Origin of the sequence: Herbiconiux sp., from assembly GCF_004297105.1 — a bacterium.
Lineage (GTDB): Bacteria > Actinomycetota > Actinomycetes > Actinomycetales > Microbacteriaceae > Herbiconiux.
Map to the genome: position 1 here is coordinate 20,516 of NZ_SCVE01000014.1, position 13,229 is coordinate 33,744.

15 protein-coding genes are annotated in these 13,229 nt (G+C 66.3%); 14 read left to right on the plus strand and 1 reads right to left on the minus strand.

Annotation, left to right across the window (positions count from 1 at the left end; genetic code table 11):
- Positions 1–73: 73 nt before the first annotated feature.
- The 13 genes from EPO52_RS11575 (at position 74) to glmM (ending at position 10,142) form a co-directional block, all read left to right on the plus strand.
- Positions 74–1,669 carry a PTS mannitol transporter subunit IICB gene (locus EPO52_RS11575; protein WP_290806396.1) on the plus strand — a complete coding sequence of 532 codons (1,596 nt, stop codon included), beginning with the start codon at positions 74–76 and terminating at the stop codon, positions 1,667–1,669.
- A gap of 24 nt (positions 1,670–1,693) precedes the next feature.
- Positions 1,694–2,125 (plus strand): PTS sugar transporter subunit IIA, encoded by a 432-nt coding sequence (locus tag EPO52_RS11580; protein WP_290806398.1) that lies wholly within the window; start codon positions 1,694–1,696, stop codon positions 2,123–2,125.
- 18 nt (positions 2,126–2,143) lie between these two features.
- Complete coding sequence (locus EPO52_RS11585) at positions 2,144–3,289, plus strand: mannitol-1-phosphate 5-dehydrogenase (protein WP_290806401.1); 1,146 nt, start codon at positions 2,144–2,146, stop codon at positions 3,287–3,289.
- A gap of 110 nt (positions 3,290–3,399) precedes the next feature.
- A complete protein-coding gene (infA, locus tag EPO52_RS11590) occupies positions 3,400–3,621 on the plus strand; it encodes a translation initiation factor IF-1 (protein WP_022883252.1) in 222 nt (73 codons plus the stop codon).
- 83 nt (positions 3,622–3,704) lie between these two features.
- Positions 3,705–3,821 (plus strand): 50S ribosomal protein L36, encoded by a 117-nt coding sequence (gene rpmJ, locus EPO52_RS11595; RefSeq protein WP_085018765.1) that lies wholly within the window; start codon positions 3,705–3,707, stop codon positions 3,819–3,821.
- Positions 3,822–3,966: 145 nt separating this feature from the next.
- On the plus strand, positions 3,967–4,344 hold the full coding sequence (gene rpsM / locus EPO52_RS11600) for a 30S ribosomal protein S13 (RefSeq protein ID WP_066041126.1): 378 nt from the start codon (positions 3,967–3,969) through the stop codon (positions 4,342–4,344).
- A 34-nt stretch (positions 4,345–4,378) separates the two neighbouring features.
- On the plus strand, positions 4,379–4,777 hold the full coding sequence (gene rpsK / locus EPO52_RS11605) for a 30S ribosomal protein S11 (RefSeq protein WP_022896808.1): 399 nt from the start codon (positions 4,379–4,381) through the stop codon (positions 4,775–4,777).
- A gap of 176 nt (positions 4,778–4,953) precedes the next feature.
- Positions 4,954–5,943 carry a DNA-directed RNA polymerase subunit alpha gene (locus EPO52_RS11610; RefSeq protein ID WP_290806489.1) on the plus strand — a complete coding sequence of 330 codons (990 nt, stop codon included), beginning with the start codon at positions 4,954–4,956 and terminating at the stop codon, positions 5,941–5,943.
- 56 nt (positions 5,944–5,999) lie between these two features.
- Positions 6,000–6,557 carry a 50S ribosomal protein L17 gene (gene rplQ / locus EPO52_RS11615; protein WP_290806491.1) on the plus strand — a complete coding sequence of 186 codons (558 nt, stop codon included), beginning with the start codon at positions 6,000–6,002 and terminating at the stop codon, positions 6,555–6,557.
- A 171-nt stretch (positions 6,558–6,728) separates the two neighbouring features.
- On the plus strand, positions 6,729–7,592 hold the full coding sequence (locus tag EPO52_RS11620; protein ID WP_290806845.1) for a tRNA pseudouridine synthase A: 864 nt from the start codon (positions 6,729–6,731) through the stop codon (positions 7,590–7,592).
- A 179-nt stretch (positions 7,593–7,771) separates the two neighbouring features.
- Positions 7,772–8,218 carry a 50S ribosomal protein L13 gene (gene rplM, locus EPO52_RS11625; RefSeq protein ID WP_290806494.1) on the plus strand — a complete coding sequence of 149 codons (447 nt, stop codon included), beginning with the start codon at positions 7,772–7,774 and terminating at the stop codon, positions 8,216–8,218.
- A gap of 47 nt (positions 8,219–8,265) precedes the next feature.
- Positions 8,266–8,751, plus strand: a complete 486-nt coding sequence (gene rpsI, locus EPO52_RS11630; RefSeq protein WP_290806497.1) for a 30S ribosomal protein S9 — start codon at positions 8,266–8,268, stop codon at positions 8,749–8,751.
- Between the two features lie 26 nt (positions 8,752–8,777).
- Complete coding sequence (glmM, locus tag EPO52_RS11635; RefSeq protein ID WP_290806500.1) at positions 8,778–10,142, plus strand: phosphoglucosamine mutase; 1,365 nt, start codon at positions 8,778–8,780, stop codon at positions 10,140–10,142.
- A gap of 174 nt (positions 10,143–10,316) precedes the next feature.
- Here the strand turns inward: glmM and coaA are convergent, their stop codons facing one another.
- A complete protein-coding gene (coaA, locus tag EPO52_RS11640) occupies positions 10,317–11,267 on the minus strand; it encodes a type I pantothenate kinase (RefSeq protein WP_290806503.1) in 951 nt (316 codons plus the stop codon).
- Positions 11,268–11,378: 111 nt separating this feature from the next.
- Between coaA and glmS the strand changes: the two genes are divergently transcribed.
- Positions 11,379–13,226, plus strand: coding sequence for a glutamine--fructose-6-phosphate transaminase (isomerizing) (gene glmS / locus EPO52_RS11645; RefSeq protein ID WP_290806505.1), 1,848 nt, complete (start codon positions 11,379–11,381; stop codon positions 13,224–13,226).
- The last annotated feature ends 3 nt before the right edge of the window (positions 13,227–13,229 follow it).

Below are 13,229 nucleotides of genomic sequence, written 5' to 3' on the forward strand. Positions count from 1 at the left end.
CTCAGCCCCGGCTGAACCTGCACCACACCGCTCATTCCTACAACCCCGAGAACACAGAAACGGAGAAGCCGTCATGACAACGACGTCAGAAACCAAGGCCTCAGGAGGTGGGGCCCGTGTGCGCGTTCAGCGCTTCGGCACCTTCCTCTCCGGAATGGTCATGCCCAACATCCCCGCGTTCATCGCGTGGGGTCTGATCACCAGCCTCTTCATCGCCACCGGATGGCTGCCGAACGGCATCCTCGGCGGCTTCGGCAACGCCGACATCATCGGCTGGCAGGGGGCGGCGACGTCGCTGGCCCAGGCGGATGACGGAACGACGTTCACGCAGTACGTCGGACTCGTCTCGCCGATGATCACCTACCTGCTGCCCTTGCTCATCGCCAACACCGGTGGCCGCATGGTCTACGGTGCGCGAGGCGGCGTGGTGGGAACCATCGCCACGATGGGTGTCATCGTCGGCGCCTCGGTGCCGATGTTCATCGGTGCCATGATCATGGGCCCGCTGGGCGCGTGGCTGATCAAGAAGATCGACAGCATCTGGGCCGGCAAGATCAAGGCCGGGTTCGAGATGCTGGTCGACAACTTCTCGGCAGGTATCCTCGGCTTCATCCTGGCCGTGGCCGGATTCTTCGGCATCGCCCCCGTCATCGAGGTTCTGTCGAAGGCGCTCGAGGGCGCGGTCAACTGGCTCGTCACCCTGGGGCTCCTGCCCCTGGCCTCGATCCTGGTCGAGCCGGGCAAGGTGCTGTTCCTCAACAACGCCATCAACCACGGCGTCTTCACACCGCTCGGCGTGCAGCAGGTGGCCGAGCAGGGCAAGTCGATCCTGTTCCTCATCGAGGCGAACCCCGGCCCGGGCCTCGGTATCCTGCTCGCGTTCTCGATCTTCGGCATCGGGCTGGCCCGGGCCAGCGCTCCCGGCGCGATCATCATCCAGTTCTTCGGCGGTATCCACGAGATCTACTTCCCCTACGTGCTGTCGAAGCCCCTCACCATCCTCGCCGCCATCGCCGGTGGCGCGACCGGTGTCGCCGTGAACGTGCTCTTCAACTCCGGATTGCGCGCACCGGCCTCGCCGGGCAGCATCATCGCCGTGCTCATCCAGACCGCGCCGGACAGCTATGTGGGCGTGCTGCTCTCGGTGCTGCTCTCCGCGACGGTGTCGTTCCTCGTGGCGTCGATCATCCTCCGGGCCAGCCGCAAGCGCGACCTCGCCCGTGGTGAGACCGGCGACCTGTCGACGGCCATCGCGCAGACCACCGCCAACAAGGGCAAGGAGAGCTCGGTGCTCGGCACCCTCTCGGCCGAGGGCGTGCCCGCGGGCGACGCCGAGGCCGTGGCCGAGCAGACCTCGCTGCTCACCGACACCCGCAGGATCACGAACATCGTGTTCGCCTGCGACGCGGGAATGGGATCGAGCGCCATGGGAGCATCCGTGCTCCGGAATAAGATCAAGAAGGCCGGCATCGAGGGTGTGACCGTCGTGAACAAGGCGATCGCGAACCTCGAAGACGATGTCGACCTCGTGATCACGCAGCGTGAGCTCACGCCGCGCGCTCAGGAGAAGACGCCGAGCGCCGAGCACGTGTCGGTGGACAACTTCATGAACAGCCCTCGATACGAAGAGGTCGTCGAGAAGCTGAAGGAACAGAGCGCCGCCAACTAGGCGACGCGAGAGAGGGAGAACCCCATGGCCGTTCTGGAACCGTCGCAGATCCGCATGAGTGGAACTGCGGGCACCAAGGAGGAGGCGATCGCCGAGGCGAGCGCCATCCTGGTGGCCGCCGGTGCTGTCGCACCCGAGTACCTGGACTACATGCTCCAGCGCGAGGAGACGGTCTCGACGTACATGGGGAACTTCCTCGCGATCCCGCACGGCACGAACGAGGGCAAGGACACGATCATCGCGTCGGCGCTCTCGTTCGTGCGGTACGACGAGCCCCTCGACTGGGGTGGCGAAGAGGTGCGCTTCGTGGTGGGCATCGCCGGGAAAGACGGCGGCCACATGGAGATCCTCACCAAGATCGCCATCGTCTTCAGCGACGACGACGAGGTGGCGAAGCTCCTCGCCGCCGGCACGCCCGACGAGGTGCTCGCCATCCTCGGCGACATCAACGACTAATACCTGAAAGCGGACATCATGAAGGCAGTTCATTTCGGAGCGGGCAACATCGGCCGCGGGTTCGTGGGGCTCATCCTGCACGAGGCCGGCTACGAGGTGGTCTTCGCCGATGTGAACGCCGAACTGATCGACGCGCTCGCCGCCTCGTCGAGCTATGCGGTGCACGCCGTGGGGGAGGATGCCTCCACCACCACGGTCACCGGATACCGCGCTCTCAACAGCGGCAGTGATGAAGACGCGGTGGTGGCCGAGATCGCCACCGCCGACATCGTCACCACCGCGGTGGGTCCGAACATCCTGAAGTTCGTGGCTCCCGTGATCGCCCGAGCGCTCTCGGCGCGCAGCGCGGCCTTGCCGCCGCTCGTGGTGATGGCGTGCGAGAACGCCATCAACGCCACCGACGTGCTGAAGGGCGAGATCGCCGGTCGCCTCGGCGACGAACCTGAGGCACTCGCGAAGGGCGTGTTCGCGAACACCGCCGTCGACCGCATCGTGCCGAACCAGGCTCCGGATGCGGGCCTCGATGTGACGGTGGAGGACTTCTTCGAGTGGGCCATCGAGTCGGGGCCCTTCGGAGACGCGACTCCCGACATCCCGCTCGCGCACTTCGTACCCGATCTGGCTCCCTACATCGAGCGCAAGCTCTTCACGGTGAACACCGGCCACGCCACTGTGGCGTACCACGGCTGGGTCGAGGGCGCGACGACGCTCGCCGATGCACTGGCCATCCCCGAGGTGTTCACCGAGGTGAAGGCGGTGCTCGAGGAGACGAAGGCGCTGCTCGTGGCGAAGCACGAGTTCGACCCCGCCGTGCAGGAGGCGTACCTGGAGAAGAACCTGGTGCGCTTCGCGAATCCCTATCTCACCGACACCCCGGAGCGCGTGGGTCGTCAGCCGCTCCGCAAGATCAGCCGCCACGAGCGTTTCATCGGCCCTGCCGCCGAGCTCGCCGAGCGGGGGCTGCCGACGGCGGCGCTGCTTCGAGCGGTACGCTCCGCGCTGCGGTTCGACGCGCCGAGCGACCCGCAGACCGCCGAACTCGCCGAGCTGCTCTCCTCCTCCACTCCGGAGGAGTTCGCGGAGCGGGCCTGCGGCATCGAGCCGTCACATCCGCTGTTCGCCGACCTCGTGGGCACTATACGATCCGTGGAGTCATTCCGCTGATTGCGCCCGGGCGTTTCTTAGCGTAAGCTCGATCTTTGGTGTTTTCGGCCCATTTTCGTGTGCCGATTCTCCGCACGACCAGCACAGACTACTTGAGTGACAGTGAGGCTATGGCCAAAAAAGACGGTGTAATCGAGATCGAGGGCGCAGTCGTCGAGGCTCTCCCGAACGCTATGTTCCGGGTGGAATTGACGAACGGCCACAAGGTCCTTGCCCATATTTCGGGCAAGATGCGTCAGCACTACATCCGCATCCTCCCCGAGGACCGCGTGATCGTGGAGTTGAGCCCCTACGACCTCACCCGTGGCCGGATCGTCTACCGCTACAAGTAGACCCCTAGAAATAGGTCGCTGCTGGAAAGTAACGGCCTCGCGGCGTTCTGCGAGGTACGAGGACAGCGAAGAGAGAAAAAACAATGAAGGTCAACCCCAGCGTCAAGCCCATGTGCGAGCACTGCCGCGTGATCCGTCGTAACGGTCGCGTCATGGTGATCTGCAAGAGCAACCCGCGTCACAAGCAGCGCCAGGGCTAATCGCCCTCGCCCTGTGCGAGACAACTGAATACAGATAGGCAGTGCCAGAAGCCGCCCGGTTCGTCCGGGCGGTGGACACCCCCGGTTGGAGGCCGGAGCACAGGCACTGTCCCACACCTCCACTCATCAACAGGAGATAGCCACAATGGCACGTCTAGCAGGAGTTGACATTCCCCGCGACAAGCGCGTGGAAGTTGCCCTCACGTACATCTACGGGGTCGGCCGCACGCGCGCGCTGAAGACCCTCGCCGACACCGAGATCTCCGGAGACATCCGGGTCAAGGATCTGAGCGACGACCAGCTGGTCGCTCTCCGCGACTACATCGAGGGCAACTACAAGGTGGAGGGTGACCTCCGCCGTGAGGTCGCCGCCGACATCCGCCGCAAGGTCGAGATCGGCTCCTACGAGGGCGTTCGCCACCGCAAGGGCCTCCCCGTGCGCGGACAGCGCACCAAGACCAACGCTCGCACCCGCAAGGGCCCGAAGCGCACCGTCGCCGGCAAGAAGAAGGCCGGCCGCTAAGCGCGCCGACTGACCAGGATTCCAGGAGATATATATGGCAACCCCCAAGTCGGCCGTTCGCAAGCCGCGCAAGAAAGAGAAGAAGAACGTCGCCGTGGGCCAGGCCCACATCAAGTCGACCTTCAACAACACCATCGTGTCGATCACCGACACCACCGGTGCCGTCATCAGCTGGGCCTCCTCGGGTGGCGTCGGCTTCAAGGGCTCGCGCAAGTCGACCCCGTTCGCCGCGCAGCTCGCTGCCGAGTCGGCCGCGCGCCAGGCTCAGGAGCACGGCATGAAGAAGGTCGACGTGTTCGTGAAGGGTCCCGGCTCCGGCCGCGAGACCGCGATCCGCTCGCTCCAGGCCGCCGGCCTCGAGGTGGGCTCGATCAACGACGTGACCCCGCAGGCGCACAACGGATGCCGCCCGCCCAAGCGTCGCCGCGTCTAGCGCTTATTGCGCCTCGAATCCCGCGGGCGTCCTGATGGACGACCGCGGGACTCGGCGTAGGTGCTGAAGACGGGCCTTGCAGCCCGTGGCGGTACTTGCTCCTTCACTTCTTCTCACAACTCAATACCTCGTCACGTGAGTGTCATATAGCGGACACTCAGCCGAAAGGAATAACAGTGCTCATTGCACAGCGCCCCACCCTCACCGAGGAGAACATCTCGGAGTTCCGCTCGCGGTTCGTCATCGAGCCGCTGGAGCCCGGCTTCGGCTACACCCTCGGCAACTCGCTCCGCCGTACGCTTCTGTCGTCGATCCCCGGTGCTGCTGTCACGAGCATCCGTCTCGATGGCGTGCTGCACGAGTTCAGCACCATCCCGGGTGTGAAGGAAGACGTCACCGAGATCATCCTCAACGTGAAGGGCCTCGTCGTCTCCTCGGAGCACGATGAGCCGATCACCGCCTACCTGCGCAAGCACGCGTCGGGCGAGGTCACCGCGGCCGACATCTCGGCTCCGGCCGGTGTGGAGATCCACAACCCCGACCTGGTCATCGCCACGCTCAACGACAAGGCGAAGTTCGAGCTCGAGCTCATCATCGAGCGCGGGCGCGGCTACGTCTCGGCCACCCAGAACCGCAGCGAGTTCTCCGAGGCCGGGCAGATCCCGATCGACTCGATCTACTCGCCCGTGCTCAAGGTGACCTACCGCGTCGAGGCCACCCGTGCCGGTGAGCGCACCGACTTCGACCGCCTCGTGGTCGATGTCGAGACGAAGCCGGCCATCACGCCGCGCGACGCCATCGCATCCGCCGGTCGCACCCTCACCGAGCTGTTCGGTCTGGCCCGTGAGCTCAACTCGGCAGCCGAGGGCATCGAGATCGGCCCCGCGCCGGTCGATGCCGTTCTGTCGTCGGAGCTCTCGGTTCCGATCGAAGACCTCGACCTGTCGGTGCGCTCGTACAACTGCCTCAAGCGCGAGGGCATCAACACCGTCTCCGAGCTGGTCGCCCTCTCGGAGACGCAGCTCATGAACATCCGCAACTTCGGACAGAAGTCGGTCGATGAGGTGAAGGACAAGCTCGTCGAGCTCGGTCTCTCGCTGAAGGACACCGTTCCCGGTTTCGACGGCGCCCACTTCTACGGCGGATATGACGACGAGAACGCCTGACGTTCTCTCGTTCCGCTGATCAACCCGACCAACTGACCCACACCTGGAGATAAGAAATGCCCAAGCCAACCAAGGGACCCCGTCTCGGCGGCGGACCGGCGCACGAGCGCCTGCTCCTCGCCAACCTGGCTGCTGCCCTGTTCACGCACAAGAGCATCAAGACGACCGAGACCAAGGCCAAGCGGATGCGTCCGCTGACCGAGCGTCTCATCACGTTCGCCAAGCGCGGAGACCTGCACGCTCGTCGTCGGGTTCTCGGCATCATCGGCGACAAGGCCGTCGTGCACGAGCTCTTCACCGAGATCGCTCCGCTCATGGCAGAGCGTGAGGGCGGCTACACCCGCATCACCAAGCTCGGCTTCCGCAAGGGCGACAACGCCCCCATGGTGCAGATCGAGCTCGTTCTCGAGCCCGTCGTGGCCAAGAAGAAGAGCACCAAGTCGGCTCCGGCCGCCGCGGCTGCTCCTGTCGAGGAGGCTCCGGTCGAGGCCGAGGCTCCTGAGGCAGAGACCGAGGAGGCTCCTGCAGAGGAGACCACCGAGGCTCCTGAGGCAGACGCTGCGGAGGCCGACGAGGCTCCCGAGGCCGACGCCGAGGAGAAGGACGCCAAGTAGGCTCCGACCCGCACTGCACGAAGGCCCCGCATCCGAGAGGATGACGGGGCCTTCGTCGTTTCGCCTGTGCAGACGGAGGAGTTCTGGGGCGCAGGCGAATCGAGAAGGAACCTCGGAGCAGCTGAGCGAGAAACTCCTCCGTAAACTGGGGGTGTGAGTGCAGAGAGTGGGATGTGGCGCATCCGGCTCGACATCGCGTACGACGGCACCGACTTCTCGGGATGGGCCAGGCAGCCCGGGCTCCGCACTGTGCAAGGTGTGCTCGAGGAGACACTCGCCACCCTGTTCCGTCGGTATCCGCCGGCGCCGAGCGTGAACGTGGCCGGTCGCACGGATGCGGGTGTGCACGCCACGGGGCAGGTCGCGCACCTCGAACTCGACGACGCCCAGCTGCGAAGCCTGCGACGGCGCGGCGACGATGCGCGCACCATGGCACCCGACGCTCTCGCCGTACTCCTCGGTCAGCGCATCAACGGCGTGCTGGGGGCGGATTCCGATGTGGTGGTGGCCTCTCGGCTCGCGCCGGCCGGGTTCGATGCCCGGTTCAGCGCCGTGTGGCGGCGCTACGAGTACCGGGTGAGCGACGCATCCGGCCTCCGCGACCCGCTGCTGCGGCGCACGACGGTGCGGCATCCGACCGTTCTCGATCTCGACGCGATGGATGCGGCGGCCCGCGCCCTCCTGGGGCTGCACGACTACGCCACGTTCTGCAAGCCACGACCGCATTCGACCACGATCCGAACGCTGCAGTCGTTCACCTGGCGCCGCGAGGCCGACGGAGTCCTGGTGGCCGCGCTGCAGGCGGATGCCTTCTGCCACAGCATGGTGAGGTCGCTGGTGGGTGTCACGGTGGGTGTCGGCGACGGATCGCTGACGGGCGACGACGTCGTACGGCTTCGAGATGCGCGGGCGCGCACGGGCGAGTTCCTCGTGATGCCCGCGAAGGGTCTCGTACTCACCGAGGTGGGCTACCCCGCCGATGCCGAACTCGCGGGCCGGGCGGAGCAGACGAGGGCGCGTCGGGAGCTCATTTGACCGGGAGAGTGGTATCGCGTAATCTAGACCCTTGGTGTCCACGCCTCGTGCTGTTCACCCGTAGTTGAGCCCTCCATCGGATGCGTTCGCCCTGAGTCTGTCGATCTGACGGCGTCGGGAAAACGCCCACCGGAGTGGGATTCACGAACTCCTCACTCGAACAAGAAAGCAGCACTACTGTGACGCGCACTTACACTCCCAAGGCCAGCGAAGTCTCGCGCGGCTGGGTCATCATCGACGCGACCGACGTCGTTCTCGGTCGTCTGGCGAGCCACGCGGCCGCCATCCTCCGTGGCAAGAACAAGGCCACGTTCACCCCCCACATGGACATGGGTGACTTCGTCATCATCGTCAACGCCGACAAGGTCGCGCTGACGGGATCGAAGTTGGCGCAGAAGAAGGCCTTCCGTCACTCCGGGTACCCGGGCGGCCTGACCGCCGTCAGCTACTCCGAGCTGCTGGAGAAGAACCCTGAGCGCGCCGTGGAGAAGGCCATCCGTGGCATGCTCCCGAAGACCTCGCTCGGTCGCGACCAGTTCCGCAAGCTGAAGGTGTACGCAGGTGCCGAGCACCCGCACGCTGCTCAGCAGCCCGTTCCGTACACTCTCGACCAGGTCGCCCAGTAGCGTCCCGCGCTCATTCAGCAGACTCAGACAAAGGACTTATCACTACCGTGGCGAAGATCGCAGACCAGATTGACGTGGCTCCCGAGAGCTACTCCACCGAAACCCCGGCCGAAGAGGCGCCCCGCGCCCCCCGTGCCGTTCTCAACGTGTCCGGCGCAGCCGTCGGCCGTCGCAAGCAGGCCATCGCCCGCGTGCGCCTCGTTCCCGGTGCCGGCACCCTCACGGTGAACGGCCGCGAGTTCGAGCACTACTTCCCCAACAAGCTGCACCAGCAGCTGATCACCGACCCCTTCAAGGTGCTCGACCTGATCGGCTCCTACGACGTGGTCGCGAAGATCACCGGTGGTGGCCCCTCGGGTCAGGCCGGTGCCCTCCGCCTCGCCATCGCGCGTGCGCTGAACGAGATCGACCGCGACAACAACCGTGCGCAGCTCAAGAAGGCCGGCTTCCTCAGCCGTGACTCGCGAGTCATCGAGCGTAAGAAGGCCGGTCTCAAGAAGGCTCGTAAGGCGTCGCAGTTCTCGAAGCGCTGATCGCGCTTCGGTCCTACGCTTAGCGTATGGCTCGCCTTTTCGGCACCGATGGGGTGCGTGGGCTCGCGAACCAGGACGTCACCGCCGACCTCGCTCTTCGGATCGCGCAGGCCGGTGCACGCGTGCTGGGCGCGGCAGCCCGGGATGCCGGTCGTCGACCGGTCGCGGTCGTCGCTCGCGACCCGCGCCAGTCGGGTGACTTCATCGCGGCCGCCGTCTCGGCGGGATTCGCGAGCTCCGGCGTCGACGTTCTCGACGCCGGAGTTCTCCCGACCCCCGCGGCTGCCTATCTGATCGCCGACATCGGTGCGGATTTCGGCGTGGTGATCTCTGCATCCCACAACCCCGCGCCCGACAACGGCATCAAGTACTTCGCCGCCGGTGGAAAGAAGTTGCCGGATGACGTCGAGATCGCCATCGAGGCGGCGCTCGAGCATCCGCAGCTCATGCCGCTCGGAGGAGACATCGGGCGCATCCGCCGGTTCGCCGACGCGGAAGACCGCTATGTGGTGCACCTGTTGACGACGCTGCCGCATCGTCTCGACGGCATCCATGTGGTGCTCGACTGCGCGCACGGCGCCGCCTCCGGGGTGTCACCCGAGGCGTTCAGCCAGGCCGGCGCGCGGATCACGGTGATCGGCAACGACCCGGATGGCATGAACATCAACGACGGGGTGGGCTCGACCCATCTCGACAAGCTCGCTGCCGCCGTTCTCGAGGCGGGAGCCGATGTGGGCATCGCCCACGACGGTGATGCCGACCGCTGTCTTGCGGTCGACGCATCCGGAAATGTGATCGACGGCGACCAGATCATGGCCATCCTCGCCATTGCGCAGTTCGAACGCGGTGCTCTGCGCGACGACACGCTCGTGGCCACGGTGATGAGCAATCTGGGGCTGAAGATCGCCATGGCGAAGCACGGCATCACGATGCTCGAGACCAAGGTGGGCGACCGCTACGTTCTCGAAGCCATCAACGAGAAGCACCTCAGCCTCGGCGGCGAGCAGTCGGGGCACATCATCTTCGCCGACCACGCCACCACGGGCGACGGCATCCTGACCGGTCTGCAGCTCGTGAGTCAGATGGCGGCCACCAAGAAGAGCCTCGCCGAACTGGCGAGCGTGATGAAGGTGTACCCGCAGACGCTCGTGAACGTGCGCGGTGTGAACCGCGACGGCGTGGAGACCGACCGCGTGCTGGCCACGGCAGTAGCGGAGGCCGAAGCCGACCTCGGCGAGACCGGTCGCGTGCTGCTGCGCCCGTCGGGCACCGAGCCGCTCGTGCGGGTCATGGTGGAGGCGGGCGACCAGGTCACCGCCGATCGCATCGCGGAACACCTGGCCGACGTGGTACGCCAGCGTCTGTCGACCGGGGTCGAGCAGCTGGGCTGATCGGCGCCGTGCGCGACGTCGGCTTGCCACAAGATGTGGCAAGTCGCATCCGGTTGCCACATCTTGTGGCAAGTGGTTGGACGGGGAGCCTGGCGTGGGGCGAGTGCGCTTGCGAGTTGCCAGAAAGTGTTGGCTAGGTGCGTGGGTTGCCACATCATGTGGCAACCAACACACCTACAGCTTGCGCAGCAGCACCTTGTTGACCTTGTGGTCGGCGTCTTTCCGGAGCACGAGGGTGGCGCGGGAGCGGGTGGGGCGCACGTTGTCCATGAGGTTGGGCAGGTTGATCGACTTCCAGATCGAGCGCGCCGTCTCGCGGGCTTCGGCCTCCGACAGGGTCGAGTAGCGGTGGAAATACGACTTGGGGTTCGCAAAAGCGCCACGCTGCAGGTCGAGGAAGCGGTTCTCGTACCAGGTGGCGATGTCGTTGGTGCGGGCATCCACGTAGACGGAGAAGTCGAAGAGGTCGCTCACTGCGAGCCGGTTCGCGCTCGGCGGCTGCAGCACGTTGAGGCCTTCGATGATCAGGATGTCGGGCTGCCGCACCACGATCTGGGCCTCGGGCACGATGTCGTAGCTGAGGTGCGAGTAGAACGGCGCGCGCACCTCGGGATTGCCGCTCTTCACCGCGGTGACGAAACGCAAGAGCGCCCGGCGGTCGTACGACTCGGGGAAGCCCTTGCGCTGCATCAGGCCGCGTCGCTCGAGCTCGCGGTTCGGCAGCAGGAAGCCATCGGTGGTGACGAGTTCGACCCGGGGGGTGTCGGCCCAGCGGGCGAGCAGTTCGCGCAGCAGGCGCGCGGTGGTGGACTTGCCCACCGCGACGGAGCCGGCGACGCCGATGACGAACGGTGTCGACTTACTGCGTTCACCCAGGAAGTCGGATGTCGATCGGTGCAGCTGCTGGGCGCTGGTGGCGTAGAGGTTGATGAGCCGCGCAAGCGGGAGGTACACCTCGGTGACCTCGCGCATGTCGAGGGGGTTGCCGAGACCGCGCAGCTGCACGACCTCGGTCTCCTGGAGCGGCAGCGGGGTCGTCGGCGCGAGCGCCGCCCAGTGTGCCCGGTCGAACTCGGTGAACGGGCTGAACTGCGCGAATCCGGATGAGGAGGCGGAATCGGGCATAGAACCCCATTCTGCCCGATTCCCTGGTTCGCCCGTGCGCGATCCGCCGTGGTGACGCGGACGCGGGTGGCTGTCAGAGTCCTCCGGTCACGCTCGACTAAACTCGCTGGCATGTGTGGAATCGTGGGTTACGTCGGCAACAACAGCAGTCTCGAGGTGCTCCTCGGCGGACTGCGCCGGCTCGAATACCGCGGTTACGATTCCGCCGGTGTCGCCGTGATCGGCGAAGACGGCACGCTCTCCACCCGCAAGCGCGCGGGCAAGCTGGCCGTTCTGGCCGACGATCTCGAGGCGCGCCCCATGGCCGACGGCCAGACGGGAATCGGTCACACCCGCTGGGCGACGCACGGCGGCCCTACCGACGGCAACGCGCATCCGCATCTCTCGGCCGACGGCCGCATCGCGCTCATTCACAACGGCATCATCGAGAACTTCGCCACCCTCAAGCAGGAACTGCTCGACGACGGCTACGCCTTCGACAGCGAGACCGACACCGAGGTGGCCGCGAAGATGCTCGGCCGGGAATACGAGGCGGGCGACGGACTGCCCGCCGCTCTGGGCCGCGTGGTGTCGCGCCTCGAGGGTGCCTTCACCCTCCTCGCCCTGCACCAGGACGAGCCCGGCTCCGTCGTGGGCGCGCGTCGCAACTCGCCGCTCGTGATCGGGCTCGGCGAGGGCGAGAACTTCCTCGGCTCCGACGTGGCGGCCTTCGTGGAGCACACGCGCCGGGCAGTGGCCATCGGCCAGGACCAGATCGTGGTCATCACCCCCGACGAGGTGCTCGTCACCGACTTCGACGGCGTTCCCGTCGAAGCGCACGAGTTCGAGGTGTCGTGGGATGCCTCGGCCGCCGAGAAGGGCGGCTGGTCGAGCTTCATGGCCAAAGAGATCAGCGAGGAGCCGGAGGCCGTGGCCAACACGATCCTCGGCCGCGTGGTCGACGGCCAGGTGGTGCTGCCCGAGCTCGAGGGGCAGGACGGCATGCTCCGAGACATCGACCGCGTGGTGATCATCGCCTGCGGCACCGCCAGCTACTCCGGGATGCTCGGCAAGTACGCCATCGAGAAGTGGGCGCGCGTACCCGTCGACGTGGAGCTCTCGCACGAGTTCCGTTACCGGGAGCCGGTGCTCACCTCGCGCACGCTCGTGGTGTCGATCAGCCAGTCGGGCGAGACGATGGACACGCTGATGGCCGTCAAGTACGCCGTGGCGAGCGGTGCCCGCACCCTCTCCATCTGCAACACGCAGGGCGCGACGATCGCACGGGAGTCGGATGCCGTGGTCTACACACATGCCGGTCCCGAGGTGGCCGTCGCCTCCACGAAGGCCTTCGTGGCCCAGATCACCGCCCTCTACCTGTTCGGTCTGCACCTCGCCCGCGTGCGGGAGACGATCGAGCCGGCCGCGGGCGCGAAGCAGCTCAAGGAGCTGCAGAGCATCCCGAAGAAGATCGCGAAGGTGCTCACGAGCGCCCCCGAGATCACCCAGCTGGCCAAGTGGATGAGCGACTCGCGTGCCGTTCTCTTCCTCGGCCGCCACGTGGGCTACCCCATCGCACTCGAAGGTGCCCTGAAGCTCAAGGAGCTCGCCTACATCCACGCCGAGGGCTTCGCCGCCGGCGAGCTGAAGCACGGGCCGATCGCCCTGATCGAGCCGGGGCAGCCCGTGTTCGTGGTGGTTCCGAGCCCGCGCGACCCCAACTCCCTGCACGCGAAGGTGGTGTCGAACATCCAGGAGATCCGCGCGCGCGGCGCGCGCATCCTCGCCATCGCCGAAGAGGGCGACGTGGCGGTGCTGCCGTTCGCCGACGAGGTCATCCGTATCCCGCTCGCCGCCCCACTGTTCGAACCGCTGCTCACGGTCATCCCGCTGCAGCTCTTCGCCATGGAGCTCGCCACCGCCAAGGGCCTCGACGTCGATCAGCCGAGGAACCTGGCCAAGTCGGTCACGGTCGAGTAGGCC